This window comes from Pseudomonas sp. TE3728 (assembly GCF_056279145.1).
In genome coordinates this window covers 4879690-4897530 of sequence record NZ_JBWBQT010000001.1, presented here as the reverse complement: position 1 = coordinate 4897530, position 17841 = coordinate 4879690, and the positions used below count along the sequence as shown (strand labels likewise).

Below are 17841 nucleotides of genomic sequence, written 5' to 3'. Positions count from 1 at the left end.
GACAACTGCCGGTGATTAAACCACCAGACTAGGTTCCAACTCAGCAATCGACACGCTCAGCAGCTCTTTGAGCGTTGCACTGTCATGCGTGCTCTGCCGAGCGACCAACCTCTGCACCAATGTTGAAACGCTATAAGGTCGATGCCCTTCGAACCCGAGCAAGACTTCGCCTCGCAAGTTGATATCCGTCGCATACACCTCACGAAAGATCACATTGTGCCCGCTGTCCGGATCAATGATCACCAAGTGTTCCTGGACGATGCTCAGCAACAACTTTTCAGGGGCATCCAGCTCCCAGATCAACTTGCCGGGAATCGGCGCCGCGCTGCCCAGCGAATGCCGGCAGTCGAGGATGACCGATTCGAGCCTCAGCCAGGCCGCCTTTGACAGTCGGTAACTCACCGCTCCCTGCCCCATGCGCAGGATCAGGGTCGTGACATCGTCCGGTATCAGCGGCAGGACATCGCCGATCTTCATCTGACCTTCAATGACCAATACCTCGGCATCGCGCTGGACATAACTGAGTGGCCCCGCATACCCCATGTCCGGGTAGGTCAGCAGTAGTCCGTCCTTGTCTTCATGAAGCAACACGTTGGTTTGTTGTTGCGTTCCCAGCAGCTCAAAGGAGTCCGGAATCGCAGCCTTTGCCACCCGAATCACACGCTCGGTCCCGGTGACGAACCACATCAGGCTACCGGGTTCCTCCACCGACAGCAGCGCGGTATGAGGCTGGCTGTCCACCAGTTGTTTGAGGCCCTCGTGCATTCGGCCATCCTGAGCAATGACCCACTCACGAGTGACACCGGTAATCCATGCCGGTTCTTGATCACGCAGCTCGACCATCACGCCGTCGAACGTTGTGCCACGCAGCCCAGCCACTTCGACCGTCAGCTCGACAAACTGCCAGGGCGCCCACTCACGCTGCGCGGCGGGTAACGCGTCCGCCAAGAGCAATCGCACTCCCTGACCGAATGCAGGCTCCAGTTTCTGCGGATCGATAAATGCCTGACGATAGACCTCGCCGCTCGAGACATCGAACAACCAGGCCGCCTCGCTATCCGGGGTTACGCTCAGTAAACGCACCTCCTTTCCATGTCCGAGATCAGCCAGCAGCAACCGATTGCCGACGTACCAGGCGCACAAACTCGCGTCGCCACTGAAGTTGGTCAAGCCGACAAGGGCAAAACGCTCGGCCGCGTGTTGCCGGGCAAGCGGTTCCAATGCGGACCACCAATGCACGCGATCCTTGAGCCACGGTTCACTCAAGCCTCCCAACTCAAGGTATCCCTGGCCAGTCACGTTGAAGAACAGACCATCAGACGTCAGCGCCACGTTCCCACCTTCAACAGCCACGACATTCTCCAGCTTCTTGGGCTGCACCCACGTATGGGACCACTGTCCTTTGCCCCCCACCACGGTGCGCGACTTGCGGCATAGCAGCTGTTCCAGCCTGTCGTAGATGACAAATACATCGCCCTCGTCCATCGGCGTGAGCAGCGTCAGATCAGTCATGTTGCTGATCGAGTCGGCCCATCCGCGGCCATGATGAAGTCTTGGGGAGGGACGGATGATCAAGTGGTCACTGTCACGAACCCAGGCCATGTCCCGTGTGTTCGCTTCGAACTTCCAGCAAACCGAAACAAAGGGGGCCGGCTGCCAGTCGACGGTGACAAAGGTGCTTTCGCCAGTGACAGGCGTAAAGGGGTAATAGCTGCCCAGTACCTGCGACCAGTCAGTCAGTGTGTCGCTGGCACTGAAGACCGATTCCAGCGTCCGATCCATGTCGCGGGTGACCGAGCTCAGCAACAATTGCCCATCATGGATCATGTAGGCCAGTACATCGCTGGCCTGATCCTCGCGAGCGACTTCCTGTATGACATGAATCACCCCCCGGGCATCTGCCTCGATGCGCTTGATGGTGGCTTCCGTATTTTTAAGCAGCAACCGATAACGATGAGTGAGCAGCCCGGTGACCGCCTCGACTTGCCAGATCTCGTAATTCTGCGGTTCGTAGAAATAGGCGTAGCCACCATCCACCACTCCCAGCAGTGCTTCATCAGAGGCCAGTACCTCCTCGTTACGGATGTACAGGAAGCGCTCCTCCTTCGCGTCATACCAAGCGGTGGTATATCGGGGTTCGTCCGGCTTCTCGAAGGGAATCAGATAGTGATGAACCGGTGTATACGGCATCACCAGACGATGCTCTTGAGCCAATACTTTGAAATGCTCCTGCAGCGTCTGTCGATCCATGCCTGGTGGCACATCCTGCTCGACAAGGGTGAGGGTCTGTTTGCCGCGCTCAACCTGGAACACTTGGTTGTCCGTGATCCGGACCAGGATTTCGTGACGACCTTTTCCTGCGAATTCCACCTGAACGTCACCGATAAACAGTACCCCGAAACGCTCCAGCCGAATATCGCTCTCACTGGCCCAAGAGGCCTCCAGCACCCAACTCGATAGCTGCAGGCTCGGCGACTCGAGTGTCAGATTCACTCCAGGATTGAGCACCAATGCACAGTGCTTACCGGCGCCTTGAATCTGATAAGTGACTTTCCCGTGCCAGATCGGGGGAAGAACAGGCACTACCAGCGAGCGCTCGACGGCATCGAGCAGCACATTGATCACTGTTGGCCGATAGACCGGGAACAGGCGATAAAGGATGTATTCACTGGGAAATGAATAGAAGGAAAACAGAAACAGCCGCCCGCCATCCGCTTTCTTTTTCTCCAGACGTCGAGCCGTGTCGAACCCGGTGTCATGGCGCAGCGTAGCGAAAGGCAATGCCTTGTACTCGTAGCCATAACAGGTTTGCGGTGTGCAAGGCAGCACGATGGCCTGCCCGGCGGGCGGAGTGAAGGTTATGCGACCGGGCAGGCCCAGTTCTTGACGAATATCGATCGCCCGCTCGTCATCGCCATCAAAGGTCGGCACCCCGAAATGATCGCGTAACGGGTAAAGCCTGGGGCTGTCGAGCAGCAATTTGCCGGCGTTCAGATCCAGCGTCCGAACAATCAACGACGAGCGCGGTATCCACGCGGCCAAAGCGCTGTCGAATCGATAGGCTTGGCGATAAGCCTTTTCAACTTCATCGAAAAACAGCCCGACCTGTTTGGCTTCTTCGGCGATGGCGGCAAAACCCTGAGCCAGTGCCGTTACCCCCACTGCCAACCCGGCCAGCATCACAGCAGCCCCACCCAGAAACGCCCCGGCAGTTGTGACGCCGGCGGCATAAGCGCCTACCGACAACACCAGACTGGCCGAGTCGAAAGCCAGTTGAGTCCCAAACTGCGCCTGCTCGACATCGTTTTGCGCGGTCGTCAATTGGTAGATGTCGAACCCGACATTTGCCAGCTGCAGCAATCCTCCGCTCGCTTCGCCCACACTCGGCCCCACAGCGGCTTTGACCACCGGAGCGACAGTACGGGCAATCAGTTTCTCTTCCACCAGTGCCTGTCGAACCAGGCCTACCAGACCCGCCACATCGACCACATTGCCATGCACCAACTGCGCGTAATTGACATAGGCGTGCAACCGGACAGCCAGGGTCAGGGGCCGATCGGGTCCTTCCTGCACCCTCAACGCATTCATCAGCGCTTGTATGGCGAAGCCGGCGTTCAGGGTATGGACACTACCAACATCGGTGGGATCGACAGGATCGCCCGGAACGGATGATTGATTGGCCAAGGCTGCAAAACGTTCCGAGAGGTAGTTTTTTATGCGCAAGAGTCTAGGGTCATCAGTGAAGACTCGTACCACGTGCTCAGGGTTTGCAGGGTCGACCAAGCTCATCCGGTACATCCCGTCAGGCATGATCTCCAGGGTTTCGAACAACGGTACAAGGTGGGGTGCCAGCTGATTCTGCTGCTGAAGGCGGGTCGTCACTTGCGCGATCTGTTGCCCCCACCCGTGACTGTCCAACGCCAATAGACAACTGCCCAGACGAGCGTTACTCATCAATGATTGTCCGCGGGCACTGGCCAGACGCTGCCTGACAGGACGTTGCGACTGTCCCGCCAACGTGCCGGGTTGCAGCAGTTGCGAGACCGGAGTTGCGCCTGGCAATGCCACTCTCGACACCCGCGAGCCTTCCAGTTCGATCAGATCGAAGGTCGGACGCGCCGCATCGCCATAGGCCGCGTAATGCCTGGCCATCTTCTGCCGGAGGAAGAACTGTTCCAGCGCCTGTCTGAACTGCGTCGGATGTTCGAACTCGAATACGCCAAAATTCGGATCGTAGAAGTGATAAGTGCTGCGTTCGCCCTCAATGGTTTTGGCCACCAACATGGCGTGATTATCGGAGTTGAGCATCAGCGTACTGGTGGCTGTTCTGGCTTGCAGAATGTCCACAACCTGACTCAGATCCGAACGCCCCAGCACGCTGCCCACCTCGCTGATCTGCACATCCCGCAACGCCTCCAGGCTGTACAGAAAGATCGCTGAATCACTCCCTTGCGGCTCGATTACCCCCAGGTAGAATCGCTCGCGCAGAATGTTGGCCGCGGCCTTCCCCTCCGACAAGGCTGCCGCCATCACCAGGGCCAGTGGATAACAGCGCCCACCTACCCTGTCACCGGCGCCCTGAAGCAGTAAATCCTGCGGGACAAGCTTGACGGTGCCCGCTTCAAAACCGTCCAGAACAACACCGAGGCGCTCGACAATCTGGTCACGGTATTCGAGTTTCGCCACCTGCTGGATTCGGGCCACTTGCTTGCCCCACCGGCGCAGCGTCAAAGGTTGCTCAAGCGCGTTTTTCTTCAGCCCCAGGGCGGTTTCGGAAAGCGCTGGCGGATGATCGAGAGGGCTGACCAGCCCGGCCAGAAACCCGGGAGCCTGGCGTTGATACAGCGCGTGTTCGATCGTCGCGTAGCGGCCCGCCGCGCCTAGTTCGCTGAAGCTGTTGGCCAGGTTATCCAGCTGCGGACGAACCGTGTCGAAGCTGTGATTATCCAATGCCTGCGCACCGGTCAAGGCGCCGAGCAACAGACGCTGCAAGGGGCTCAACTGAGCGACTTCGAGGCTACCCTTGGCGAGTCGGCTCAAGAGTTCATCGATAGGCAACTGTTGTGTCTGCGGATCGCTCAATGATGCAGGCGGCAGCGCATCGGGGCTTTGAGCGAGGATCGATTGGCGGTCATCGAAACTCAGGGGTACAGCCTTGTCGAAGGTCACCGCACCGTTATGGCTACGATTCATCGTCCGCATGAACGGCTCGCCCAGCTCATCGGCCAGATGCTGCAACAGATCGGTCGACAGCACATGGCGGCCCTCGATTACCGGCCAGCCTTCCTCAAAGTCGATGGTCCGGTATTTGAGCAACTGGACCAGGTCGCCCGCGTAACGGGCTTTGAACTGTCCCTCTTGCCAGCGTTTAGTCTCGTTAATCAACCATTGCCCGGTGTCACTTTCGTTCTCTTTCCAGGAGTGATCCAGCTCCTCCTCGGTAGCCCGGTTGACGGTGGCGATGGCCGGAATGGCAACCTCCACTCGCCACTCTTCGGCAGTTCGAGGCGTAAAATGCGTCCTTTCGTAATCCGCCATTCCCGCACGCAGGGCGGCAGGTCCGGTCAGATAGATCGTCACTTCGCTCTGAGGCCGGATGCCGTCGCTATAGTAGGTGGCGGCAGCCTGAACCAGAAAAGACACCGCCAGTTCTTCTTCCGGCGACAGCTCGTGCAAAGCACCAAACACCTGCGTCGCCGCCTGGAGTGCAAGACCGCTCATGGCTTCGGCATCGGTGAGGGGAATGTTTTGCTCATCCGCCAGGCGAGCGGTGGCGTCGATGATTTCATAATTGAGCCTGAAACGCTCAAGCACGGTCTTGAGCATTGCTGAGCCAGGATGGGCCATCAGGAAAGCGTTACTCAAAGTGTTTTGTTCGGCGACGGCTCGCAGCCCATCCGATAGAACCAGACGCTCCACCGGGGGACGAAAAACATCACTCAGCCTGGGTTGGCTGTCGGCGAAACGCTCGAGCGCCTCGCGATGCTCCAGTGGAATCTGCTCGAAGTAGTTGGTGTAGCGGCTGCGCAGAGCCTGACGGCCGGGCATCCATTGGGGATTGCGGTCAAGCATCAACTGCAGCACGCCCAGGCGCGCGTCTGTCTTGAACGCCCGAATATCCACCTCGCCCAGCTTTTCCAATAGCGGCGGCAGATTATCGACATCAGCGTAGCTGCCGCCCTCAGCGAACAAAGCCTCGGCACGCACAACGTCAGAGGCTGCCGCAAAATTACCGCGCAGGCTGATCTCTCGCTCGTAGATGTCCTGCAGATACAGCGGCGCCTCATCAATGGCGAGATCGCGCAGCGCCAGACCACCCTCGGCCAATGCCGAGAGACTAAGCTGGTTATCGCTCCTAAGGGCGCTCAGACGCGCCTTATCCTGACCATAGGCTCGAACCAGTAAATCGACTCTGGCGTCATCGGCGCTGCCGCCGTTCTCCATCGCTTGCGTAATGTGCGCGTGCATCCGCTGCTTCAGAACAATGGCGCGTTCTTCATAGCGGTCGCCCAGTTCAATCGCGTTGGCACTGGTTTGCCCGCCATTGAGCATGGCATCGGCCTTGGCGGCTTCGACAATGATCCGGTTGGTTTCATAGGCCAGCAGCGCGTCGCTGTCGTACCAGAGATTGAGGTGATAGCTCTCTGCGGCCATCACCTGCTTCCAAATATTGATGTAGTCGCGCTGAATCGTCCCGACGCCACCCCCAAGCCAGACGAAATGCAGATTCTTCGGCACTTCGGTGGCAGGTGTCTTCAGTTGCTCAAGGCTGTTGTGCAGACGCGTTTCAAACCCCGCTACTTTGTTGTAGATATCCGCCAAATCAGCAACCCCAGCGGCATCAGAACTCATAGACGATCCCGACTCTGCCGCGCGGCGGCGCCGGCTACCGTGCTCCAACGCCCCCAACGCTTGCTTGAGCAGACCTAACGGCTCCAACAGTTGTGGAGAATCCAGCAAACCGATACAACCGAAATAATATCGGAACACCGCATCATATTGATCGGTGCCCTTGTGCGATGCTAACGCCTGTTCAAGGTCCACCACTTTTAACAAATCCACAAAATTGACGTAGCCATCCGCCAACGAGAACTTAGACTCACTCATAAACAACACTTCCATTTATCGTATATAAATAGTCGAGACCGACTCTAGACAATGATGATTCCACAAGGGCACTCGGGCACTCGGGCATTTAACCTGTTATAAATAAAGCGAAGAAAGCGCCGTTGCTCCAAGACGGGCATCGAGCATCAATACATTTATAGTCAAACAAAGCGCAGCTGCCTGGCCAAGCGCCAGATATCGCCGAAGCGCTACATAACTTCTTTTAAATCGACCGACACCAACAAAGCACACGTTAAAATTAACCCGACACTCAATGCTGTTCAACCAACAAGGAATTCAATTAATTACAAAACAAACATTACATCCAACGTTACAGACTTATGCACTTTTATTCGTTTAGTCATGACTCACAAGCCAGAATACTGGAAAGCCCTTTACAGGCCGAACCTCAGAACAGGCGCCTGAAATAATGATTCGTCACACCCTTATAAATCCTGGCATCAAAGTAGAACTTCCTACAAAGCAGAATAAAAATTCTTCGTGGCAGGTAACAAAATCCCACTCAAACAACGGAACAGGCTTACACGCACAAATGCCGAAACAATCGAGAGAAGTAACCGGACTGAGGTGATGAAGGCGGCCCGGGCGGGCCGCCAGATTTCAGCAGAGGGGTTTGTTGCCATACCAGCGCGGCGTGTACACCCAGTCACCGCCTTCGGCGCGGGGGAACACGCAAGTGGTGGACGAGCCGATCAGCACCATCGTGCGCATGTCCACCTGCTCCGGTGTGAGCGCGCCGAGTGTGGTGGTCCGCAGCGTCTGGCCGGGGCGACCGATATCACGTCCCAGCACCACCGGGGTTTCAGGGGTACGGTGCTGCGCGACGATCTCCAGCGCACGGCCCAGCTGCCATGGCCGCGAGCGGGAGATCGGGTTGTAGAAGGCCAGCGCCAGATCGGCTTCGGCGGCCAGGTCCAAGCGCTTTTCGATGATCGACCACGGCTTGAGGTTGTCCGACAGGGACATCACACAGAAGTCATGCCCCAACGGCGCACCGGCCTGAGCGGCCGTCGCCAGCGAAGCGGAAACCCCCGGCAGGATCTCCAGATCGACGTTGTGCCAGGCCGGGTCAGTCGACTCGTGCAAGGCTTCGAGTACCGCGGCGGCCATGGCAAACACGCCGGGATCACCGGACGAGACCACGATCACCGACCGCCCCTGGGCCGCCAGTTCGAAGGCGTGACGGGCACGCTGCATCTCTTCGCGGTTGTCGGTGCAGTGCAGCACTTGATCCGGGCGAAACGGGCCAGCCATGCGCACATAGGTTTCGTAACCGAGCACATCAGTGGCTCTGGCCAGTTCAGCCTTCACCGCAGGCACCATCAACTCGGCAGCGCCCGGGCCCAGGCCGATCACCGCCAGTCGACCGCGTGGCTGGCCGATCTGCGCAACGTTCAGCGGCTGTTCGACGATTGCCAGCGCCAGGTTCGCGTCGATCGGGATAATCTTCGCGCCGGGAATAGCCTCGCGAGCCAACTCGCTGGCATCGCTGGCAGCGGACGCAAAACGCAGCGGCACACCCAACTCAAGCGCCGCCTCGCGCAACGTCGGGCTGGCCATCTCCGTGACCGGCGCCAGCAAGCACGCCAGCGATTGAACGGCGACTCGCGCCTGACGCAGCGCCACGCGAATCGCCTGGGGCAAATCCGCCACACTGGCGCTGACCGCCAGCAACACACTGCGCGGGTAGATCAACAGCTCATTGGCGGCCGGCGTCCGTTCGGCGCTGCCGACATGGATCGACAAATGAGCCTCGGGATCCTGCGGTAACTGTGCTTGCGCCAACCAGGGCGCAGCGCCTTCGATGCGCACGTGTTCGCCAGCCAACAAGTCCGAGACAAAGCGCTTGCCCAGCTCCAGATCGCCCAAGGCATAGCCGCTGGGGGGATTGAGCAGGCACGTGCCGAAACGCAGCTCACCGCTGGTGGTAATCGCCGCCGCGACGTCGAGGCCGGCGGCAATCTCGCGCGCCATGACATTCACCCCACCGAGGCCGCCGAGCAGCGGCACCACGGCGCTGCCGTCTTCGGCCACGGCCAGCACCGGTGGCTCAGCACCTTTTTCCAGCAGCAACGGCGCCAGGGTGCGGATCACAATCCCGGCGGCGCACAACGCGATGATCGGCGTGTCCTGTTGATAAAGCTCGCGCAGGGTCGCGCCGAACTCGTGATAAACACGGTCCGCGCCATCGACCCGTTCGGCCAATCCATGGATCAATGCGCCGGGGTATAGCTGCGCAATTTTGCGTGCAGTCGCGAGGCTGCCATTGCCGAGAATGACAATCGCCGGAGCGGAATGGGCCATCAGCCTTGCCACCTTTCACCGGGAACGATGATCAGCGAGAAATACGGCGAGGACATCGGCTCGACCTGATCCAGCGGCACGATTTTCTGATTGGCCATGGTCGCGCGCTCCACATACAGCGCACGCTGCGCCAGACCGAGCTCTTCGAGAACCTGCCGGACCTTGGGAAAGTTGCGCCCCAGTTTCATGATCACTGCGGCATCGGCATCAGCCAGTCGCCGCTTGAGATCTTCGTGCGGCAGCACACCCGACAACACCGACAGGCTCTGATTGCGATACACCAGCGGCGCACCCAGTACCGACGCACCGCCGAGCATCGAGCAGACCCCCGGCACGACTTCGGCTTCATAGCGTTCGGCCAGACGATCGTGCAGGTACATGTAGGAGCCGTAGAAGAACGGATCGCCTTCGCAAATCACCGCCACGTCACGGCCAGCGTCCAGATGCGCGGCGAGTTGTTCGCCAGCGGTGTCATAGAAATCGCTGATCACTTGTTCGTACGACAACGGCGCCGGTAGCGCTTCAGTGGTCACCGGGTAAACCAGCGGCAGCAGGGTTTGCGCGTCCTGCAGGTGCGCTTCGATGATGCCGAAGGCGTTGCCCTTTTTGCCCTTGGCGACGAAGTACGCCACCACCGGCGATTCGCGCAGCAGGCGCAAGGCTTTGACGGTAATCAGTTCCGGATCACCGGGGCCGACGCCCAGACCAATCAAACGTCCAGGTTGCTGCATCATTCGATCTCCGTGGCGAGGGCGTTGACAGCGGCGGCGGCCATGGCACTACCGCCCAGCCGGCCTTGCATGATGACGAAAGGCACGCCACGGCTGTCCGCCGCGAGCATCGCCTTGGATTCGGCGGCGCCGACAAAACCCACCGGGAAGCCGAGGATCAGCGCCGGTTTCGGCGCGCCGGCGTCGAGCATTTCCAGCAGATAAAACAGCGCGGTCGGCGCATTGCCGATCACCACCACGCTGCCTTCCAGATGCGGGCGCCACAGTTCCAGCGCGGCGGCGGAGCGGGTATTGCCCAACTCACGGGCAAGCTCCGGAACGCTGTCATCGCGCAGGGTGCAAATCACCGGATTGTTGGCAGGCAAACGCGCGCGGGTCACGCCTTCGCTGACCATCCGTGCGTCGCACAGAATCGGCGCGCCAGCCGCCAGCGCATCACGCCCGGCCTTACCCGCACCTTCGGAAAATTGCAGACCGTCAATGGCCTCGACCATGCCGCAGGCGTGGATCACCCGCACCGCGAGTTTCTCCAGATCGGCCGGGATGCGCTCGAGGTTGGCCTCGGCGCGAATGATCGCGAAGGAGTTGCGATAGATCTCCTGACCGTCGCGGATGTAATCAAGCATCAAGGGAACTCCGTGGGCGGGCGTCGAGCAAGGCGCCGACCGCTTCAATAGTAAGATTGCGTGCGTGCAGGGCGCCGAAACCCGACTGCCCCGCATCGCGAAAATAGAGGTCGTAGCGACCGGGTGCGACGGCCAGTAACGTGACCGGCACTCCATGGGCGGCGGCGCAGGAACGCTGGCAACCGGATAAATGCACCGTTTGATCGTGGCGTTGCAACAGCGCAGCCAATTGCAAGGCGTCGCTCTTGGTCTCGGCCAGGCCTTTGCCGCAGCCAGCGGAACCGGTGCAGGCGATCAACCGTGACAAGGACTGATCGGGTTCACACAGCAAGCCCAGTTGCTCCAGGCGCCGAATGACTTCGAGCGCCCGTTCTTTTCGAATATTGGGCAGCAACAGACTTTGCCATGGAGTGAAACGCAGGCTCCCGTCGCCGAACTCGCGCGCCAGTTGCGCCGCGCCTCTGAGCATGACGGGATTGAGCCGCCCCAAAGGAGGTATGGCACCGATATAGACATATTCGGTTCCAGCCTGCGGATGAACGCCGATGTGCAGAGCGTCCGGGCTCGATGAACGCTGCCAATCGGTGATCGGGTTCAAGGGCACACGCTCGGCCAGGCGCGCGAGAAAATCCGCGGCCGGGATTTCGGCCAGCACATGACGCATCCGTGTTTGATCGGGCCGCGCCAAATCGAGAAACAACTCCAGCACTGCAACGACCAACCCGTGTCCTTGCTCAAGTGACACTGAACCTGCGGGCGTGTCCGTGGGGCAACCCGCCAGACCGAATGCCAGCAATCGTTCGCCGTCTCGCTCAGCAGCAGACAACCACAGATCATGGGGGTGTTCGAGCATCGCCAACGCCTCGCCGCCGTCGAGTTGCACGGCAAACTTGGCGCTGAGCTCATGAAAGCGTTCGTGGCTTTGCAGGGTGGCGAGAATCTGTTCAGCCAGCCGGCGCGTGTCGAACAGCCTATGCCGATCAATCCCGGCGGCCGGGCTGAGCATCAGGTTGCGCACATCGTCGCCAGCGGCGGTACGCGGGCCCAATCCGGCGGCGAGCAGGCTGTCGATCAGTGCCGTCTGCTCGCTGCCGATCCCGCGAATCTGCAGGTTGGCCCGATTGGTCGCCTCGATCACGTCCCCGGCAAACCGTTCGGCCGCGCTGGCCACCGCTTCAGCCTGGGCAGCGCTGATCGAGCCGCCGTTCAATTTGATCCGACAGATGCCGCCATCCAGTGCCTGGACGATACGCAGCAACCCCGGGCAGGCCGAGGGGCGTAAAGCGGTGGACATCGGGCGTTCGTTCAAAGGGGTGACCGGCTGGCTGGCAGCGCTGTGGTGGGCGAAAGGTCGCCATTATGCCTGCTTTGCCCGAGCGCATGAAAATGCCTGCCGGTCGGAATCCGCCATGGCTACACATTACGCAGCTTGGCGCTGTTCAGAGTTCGTATTCTTCAAGCTTGAAAGGGATCTCGCGAAGGGCCTGCTCAACGCTCGCTCGATGGGCATCCATCGCCCGGCGCTTGATCACCAGTTTTCTGGCGCGAATATCCAGTTGCGACATCGGCTGATGGATCTGCCAAAACAGATAGGTGGTACTCAGGACCATCTTGATAAACCGGATGTGACTGAGCACCACGACCAACTCGCCGCTGGCGTTGTAACTGATCGGCAAAATATGCGAGCTGAAAGTCTTGCCACTCAGGGCGGTAAACTTTTTCAGGATCGCCGCATCGTTTTCCAGCGCTGCAAGTCCTGCTTCAACTTGTGCCAGTTGGGAACGCGCGAGCAACGGCGCCGCCAACTTTCGCCATGCCTCCTGTACGCTTCCGGAAAATTCGCGCTGGACCAGAACGACGGGCTGTTCCTCAAGGCTCCAGCCAAATGACCAGAGAATGCCGGCAAAGTGATCGAACCATTCAGCAGGCTGGGTACTGCTGTTGTAAAGTTCGTCCGCCTTGATCTGCGCGAGTAGAACGCAGTTCTTTACAAAATGGTTGTCGGCTGCAGTCTGGCCCCCGATGCCTGTGAACAACATATTATTCACGGCGATTGCATTGCTGCGGATGTCATCTGAATTGATATCCATATCTCTTCCAACTTGGCAATTATTAAAAAATAAAATTCTTCGTCGTTAAATCAGAACTTTCATTAAGCCCGACTTAAGCTGAACCCAAACTAGCAAAAACACGCATTAAGCAAACCGCTTTTGCACAACATTAAGTTTCCGCTATCGGTTAAACATTCTCCGACAACCGACCCGCGTCAGATACCGGCAGCCGCGTTATCATGCCGCCCTTGAAGATCAACCCTGGATTAAGGAACGGCATGACACCCTGGCTAACGGTTGTGGGAATCGGTGAAGACGGCTTCAAGGGCCTGGGCAAGAATGCCCGGCGCGCCCTGATGGACGCCTCGCGGATTATCGGCGGCCAACGCCAACTGGACTTGCTGCCGGTGTGCATTCGTGGCGAACGCCAGTTGTGGCCCAGTCCTTTTACCCTTGAGCCGTTACTTGCGCTGCGTGGCGAGCCGGTTTGTGTACTGGCCAGCGGCGACCCGATGCTCTTTGGCGTCGGCGCCAGCCTGGCGCGGCAACTGCCCGGCGCGGAAATGCTGATCCTGCCCGCCCCGTCTTCCGTGTCACTGGCGGCCGCTCGCCTGGGCTGGCCATTGCAGGATGTGGTGACGCTTTCAGTAGTCGCGCGCCCCGTCGCCGCACTCAACGCCCATGTGTCCAGTGGTGTGCGCTTGCTGGTGTTGAGCAACGACGGCCAGACTCCGGCGGCCATCGCGGCGTTGCTGCGCGAGCGCGGTTTCGGGCCCAGTCGCCTCACCGTGCTGGAACATCTGGGCGGCGAAGCCGAACGACGCATCGAGGGCGTCGCCAACGACTGGAACGACCCGCTGATTGCCGATCTGAACCTGATCGCCATCGAATGCATCGCCGAACCGAACACGCCGCGCCTGTCCCGACTCGCCGGGTTGCCAGACTCTGCCTTCAAGCATGACGGCCAACTGACCAAACGCGATGTGCGCGCCATTACCCTCGCGCGCCTGGCCCCGGTTCCCGGCGAACTGCTGTGGGACGTCGGCGCCGGCAGCGGTTCGATCAGCATAGAGTGGATGCGTGCTCATCCGAGTTGCCGGGCACTGGCCATCGAAGCGGATGAAGGGCGGCAGTTGTTGATCGAACACAACCGCGATGCCTTGGGCGTCCCCGGCCTGCAATTGATTCGCGGCAGCGCGCCCCAAGCCCTGGATGGGCTGGAACGCCCGGACGCCATTTTCATCGGTGGCGGCGTCACCCGCGAAGGCGTGCTCGATACTTGCTGGGCGCAACTCAAACCCGGCGGTCGACTGGTGGCCAACGCCGTCACCCTGCAAAGCGAAGTGACCCTGATGGCCTGGCGCGAACGGCATGGCGGTGAACTGACCCGCATTCATGTCGCTCAGGCGCAACCGTTGGGTGAGTTCGACACCTGGCGTCAGGCGCTACCGATTACCTTGCTGGACGTGACGAAGCCCCTCGATGCGTGACGAAACCGCCGAACAACCCGCACCACTGCGCAGCGGGCTGACCACTGGCAGCTGCGCCACCGCCACCAGTCTCGCGGCGGCACGCCTGCTGCTCAGTGGCGTGGAAGCGGACGCCGTCGAGATCATTCTGCCCAAAGGTAAACAGGTGCAAATGCGCTTGGAATTCTGTCGGCTGACGGACGACGGCGCCGAAGCCGGAACGATCAAGGACGCCGGCGACGACCCGGACGTGACCCACGGCGCCCTGCTCTTTTCCCAGGTGCGCTTGCACAGTGAGCCGGGCATTCGCTTCAGCGCAGGTCGTGGGGTGGGCACCGTCACTCGGCCCGGATTGGTACTGAACGTTGGCGAGCCGGCGATCAACCCGGTGCCGCGCAGGATGATCAGCGAACACCTGACGTTGCTGGCCGAGGAACTGGATTATCAGGGCGGCTTCGAGGTCACGGTGAACGTCGAGGACGGCGAAGCCCTGGCACTGAAAACCATGAACCCGCGACTGGGAATTCTCGGCGGCCTGTCGATCCTCGGCACCAGCGGCATCGTCCGGCCGTTCTCTTGCGCGGCCTACATCGCCTCGATCCACCAGGGCATCGACGTCGCCAAAACCAACGGTTTCCTGCACATCGCCGCGTGCACCGGCAACGCCAGCGAAGACACCATGCGCCGGGTCTACGACTTGCCGGAAATCGCCCTGATCGAAATGGGCGACTTCGTTGGCGCGGTGCTCAAGCACTTGCGCAAAGTGCCTGTGGATAAACTCAGCCTGTGCGGCGGGTTCGGCAAGATCAGCAAACTGGCGGCCGGGCACATGGATTTGCACAGTCGGCATTCAAGCATTGACCTGCCGCAACTGGCCGAATGGGCAGCAGCGGTCGGCGCCGATGAGACGTTGCAACAGGCGATCCGCGAAGCCAATACCAGTCAGCAGGCATTGGCCATGGCCAGCGCTGCCGGGATCGCACTCGGCGACGCGGTGTGTCAGCACGCGCTGGACTTTGCCCGCAGCGTGGTGCCAGCGCAGGTTCAGGTCGAAGTATTCGCCATCGATCGCCAGGGCGGGATTGTCGGCCATGCAGGAGTTTTTCAATGAAGCGTGTGTTGTTGCTCGGCGGCGTCACGGAGGCCCTGGCCATCGCCCGGACGCTGGGCCCGGAACACATCTATAGCCTGGCCGGTGTCGGTCGCGTGCCGACGGATCTGAACTGCCAGGTTCGGGTTGGCGGCTATGGCGGCGCTGAAGGTCTGGCGCAGTTCATTCGGGATGAAGGCATCGACCTGTTGCTGGATGCGACCCATCCCTACGCAGCGCAAATCAGCCAGAACGCCGCCACCGCCGCGCAATTGAGCGGCATTGCGTGCTGGGCTTTGCGGCGTCCGGCCTGGCAACCACAAGCCGGAGATGACTGGCGCGAAGTCAGCGACTGGGTCGAACTGATCGAAGCACTGAAACCCTTCCGCCGACCGCTGTTCACCCTCGGCCGCGAACCGCTGCAGCACCTGCACGAAATCCCGCCGGAGCAATTCTGGACGTTGCGTGCGTTGGACGCTTATCCCGGGAATGAGCGCTGCGAAGTGATCGGCGCGCGTGGGCCGTTTCTGATTGAGGATGAATGTGAATTGTTCGAGCGTCGGCAGATTGATGTGCTGATCAGCAAGAACAGCGGCAGCACCGCCACCGAGCCGAAGCTGGAAGTGGCGCGGGAACGCGGAGTGCCGGTGCTGGTGTTGAAGCGGCCGGTGTTGCCGGGGGTTGAGCGGGAGTTTTGTTCGGTCGTACAGGTATTGGAAGCGCTGAAGTAATTAACTTTTACTGGCCCCAAAAGATCGCAGCCTTCGGCAGCTCCTACAGGAGTACGCATTCCAACTGTAGGAGCTGCCGAAGGCTGCGATCTTGGCGGTTGCGGCCTCACTGAACGTGATCCCGGCAAGAATGCTGTCACTGCGCAGCACCGGTAATCTGGAATTCGCGACTATCATGAAGGCCGTGAACGTCTTTCACTGCGACACCACACCGCACGCGGCCTTTTTACTTATCGCCCCTGATCAGGCTAAATAGCCGCGCCTGATTGCCCACTCAACCGGATCTGCCCTCATGTCCCGACAACGGCTCGCATTTGCCTGGATCGCCTGCTTTGCAGTGCTGTTCAACATGCTCGCCATGCCGATGTCTGGAGCGATGGCGCAGACGGCGAAATCGCCGGCCGAACAGTTGCTGTGGGGCAGTTTCTGCTCTTCCAACGGCACTAAACTGGTAGCGATTTCCCTGGGCGATATCGAGCAGAAAGCTCCGCAGAACGACGATCATTCCAACATGCAGCATTGCTGGTGCTGCTCGGGCTCTGCGCCATTGGTGGCGTTGCCGGGGCATACGCCGCGGTTGTATTACGCGCGTTTCGAGGCCAATCGAAGCCTGCCGCCGGCCACGCTCGACACCCCTACACCGCGCCAGCAATGGCCGAGTCTCAACCCCCGCGCGTCCCCTCTGGTGTGATTCCTTCTCGCAATTGACCTGCGTTTTGAATCGTTCTGGAGAACTGCCATGTTGAACAAACTCATCGTTCTGGCTGTATTGCTGCTGCCTGCCTGTTTTGCCAATGCTCACCAATACAAGGCTGGCGAGCTTGAGATCGCCCATCCGTGGTCGCAAGAGTTGCCGCCCAACGCGCCCACCGTCGCGGCGTATTTCGTGATTCACAACAACGGCAAAACCGCCGATCGACTGCTGAGCGTTGACTCGCCAATTTCGGGAAAGGCCGAATTGCACGAGCACGTGAAGCAAAACGACCTGATGAAAATGCAGCAAGTGCCAAGCGTCGAAATTCCGGCTGGCGGCGAAGTCACCTTCGCACCGATGGCCTATCACGTAATGCTGCTGGAGCTGAAAGACCGCAGCCTGTTGAGCGACGGCAAGCGCTTCGCGCTGACGATGCACTTCGAAAAATCCGGCGATGTGACGGTCGAGGTCGCGGTGCAGAAAAAGGCGCCTGACGGCATGCAAGAGCATATGCACGCTCAGTAATCGCCCACGTTGAAAACGCCCATGCGCCCGCTTGGCACCCGGTCATCCGTGCACCGCCGTCAGCCAATGAGCCTGACGTGCGGCAGCTGGATCAGCCTGTTCGCCATGCTGATGATCTTTATCGGCCCGCTGATTTCTCAGTCGATGCCGATGCCGATGGATCAACGCGCCTCGGCGTTGATGAAAGTATCCATGAGCATGTCGATGGACATGCCCATGGATATGTCAGCCATGGAGCATGGCGCGCAACCCGCCGCCGAGCACTGCCCACCCAAAGCCGACCATCACGCACTCTGGGAAAAATGCGGCTATTGCAGCCTGCTGTTCAATTGCCCGGCGCTCACTGGCGGTCAGGCCTTCGTCGCTTTCGACAGTCCACAGACAACCACTTTCAGCACTCCCGCTACCCGCTTGGGCCACGCCCGGCAAACCGTCTTCCCCGGCGCCCGCACCCGTGCGCCGCCCATCGTCGCGTAAACACCCACTTCCAAT

General features: G+C 59.9%; 12 protein-coding genes. 6 read left to right on the top strand and 6 right to left on the bottom strand.

Annotated elements, in window-relative coordinates; genetic code table 11:
* Positions 1–15: 15 nt before the first annotated feature.
* From ACZ89R_RS21380 to ACZ89R_RS21355, 6 genes are all read right to left on the bottom strand, one after another.
* Entirely contained in the window at positions 16–7107 is a 7092-nt protein-coding gene (locus ACZ89R_RS21380; RefSeq protein ID WP_429544662.1) for a TcdA/TcdB pore-forming domain-containing protein, read from the bottom strand.
* A 621-nt stretch (positions 7108–7728) separates the two neighbouring features.
* Positions 7729–9432: a precorrin-3B C(17)-methyltransferase gene (cobJ, locus tag ACZ89R_RS21375; RefSeq protein WP_429544663.1), complete on the bottom strand. Its 1704-nt coding sequence runs from the start codon at positions 9430–9432 to the stop codon at positions 7729–7731.
* Entirely contained in the window at positions 9432–10163 is a 732-nt protein-coding gene (locus ACZ89R_RS21370; RefSeq protein WP_429544236.1) for a precorrin-2 C(20)-methyltransferase, read from the bottom strand. The genes cobJ and ACZ89R_RS21370 overlap by 1 nt, the downstream gene beginning before the upstream one ends.
* Positions 10163–10789 carry a precorrin-8X methylmutase gene (locus tag ACZ89R_RS21365; RefSeq protein ID WP_007907400.1) on the bottom strand — a complete coding sequence of 209 codons (627 nt, stop codon included), beginning with the start codon at positions 10787–10789 and terminating at the stop codon, positions 10163–10165. Before ACZ89R_RS21365 ends, ACZ89R_RS21370 begins: the two co-directional genes overlap by 1 nt.
* Complete coding sequence (gene cobG / locus ACZ89R_RS21360) at positions 10782–12083, bottom strand: precorrin-3B synthase (RefSeq protein WP_429544664.1); 1302 nt, start codon at positions 12081–12083, stop codon at positions 10782–10784. Before cobG ends, ACZ89R_RS21365 begins: the two co-directional genes overlap by 8 nt.
* Before the next feature lie 145 nt (positions 12084–12228).
* Positions 12229–12879, bottom strand: coding sequence for a hypothetical protein (locus ACZ89R_RS21355; protein WP_429544665.1), 651 nt, complete (start codon positions 12877–12879; stop codon positions 12229–12231).
* A gap of 239 nt (positions 12880–13118) precedes the next feature.
* Between ACZ89R_RS21355 and cbiE the strand changes: the two genes are divergently transcribed.
* From cbiE to ACZ89R_RS21325, 6 genes are all read left to right on the top strand, one after another.
* Positions 13119–14330, top strand: coding sequence for a precorrin-6y C5,15-methyltransferase (decarboxylating) subunit CbiE (gene cbiE, locus ACZ89R_RS21350; protein ID WP_429544666.1), 1212 nt, complete (start codon positions 13119–13121; stop codon positions 14328–14330).
* Positions 14323–15420 carry a cobalt-precorrin-5B (C(1))-methyltransferase gene (locus tag ACZ89R_RS21345; RefSeq protein WP_429544667.1) on the top strand — a complete coding sequence of 366 codons (1098 nt, stop codon included), beginning with the start codon at positions 14323–14325 and terminating at the stop codon, positions 15418–15420. The genes cbiE and ACZ89R_RS21345 overlap by 8 nt, the downstream gene beginning before the upstream one ends.
* The gene (locus ACZ89R_RS21340; RefSeq protein WP_429544668.1) at positions 15417–16130 is read left to right on the top strand and encodes a cobalt-precorrin-6A reductase; all 714 of its coding nucleotides are present in this window, start codon (positions 15417–15419) and stop codon (positions 16128–16130) included. The genes ACZ89R_RS21345 and ACZ89R_RS21340 overlap by 4 nt, the downstream gene beginning before the upstream one ends.
* 292 nt (positions 16131–16422) lie before the next feature.
* A complete protein-coding gene (locus ACZ89R_RS21335) occupies positions 16423–16821 on the top strand; it encodes a DUF2946 domain-containing protein (protein WP_429544669.1) in 399 nt (132 codons plus the stop codon).
* Positions 16822–16869: 48 nt separating this feature from the next.
* On the top strand, positions 16870–17349 hold the full coding sequence (locus ACZ89R_RS21330) for a copper chaperone PCu(A)C (protein ID WP_429544670.1): 480 nt from the start codon (positions 16870–16872) through the stop codon (positions 17347–17349).
* A 21-nt stretch (positions 17350–17370) separates the two neighbouring features.
* On the top strand, positions 17371–17826 hold the full coding sequence (locus ACZ89R_RS21325; protein WP_429544671.1) for a DUF2946 domain-containing protein: 456 nt from the start codon (positions 17371–17373) through the stop codon (positions 17824–17826).
* Positions 17827–17841: the final 15 nt, after the last annotated feature.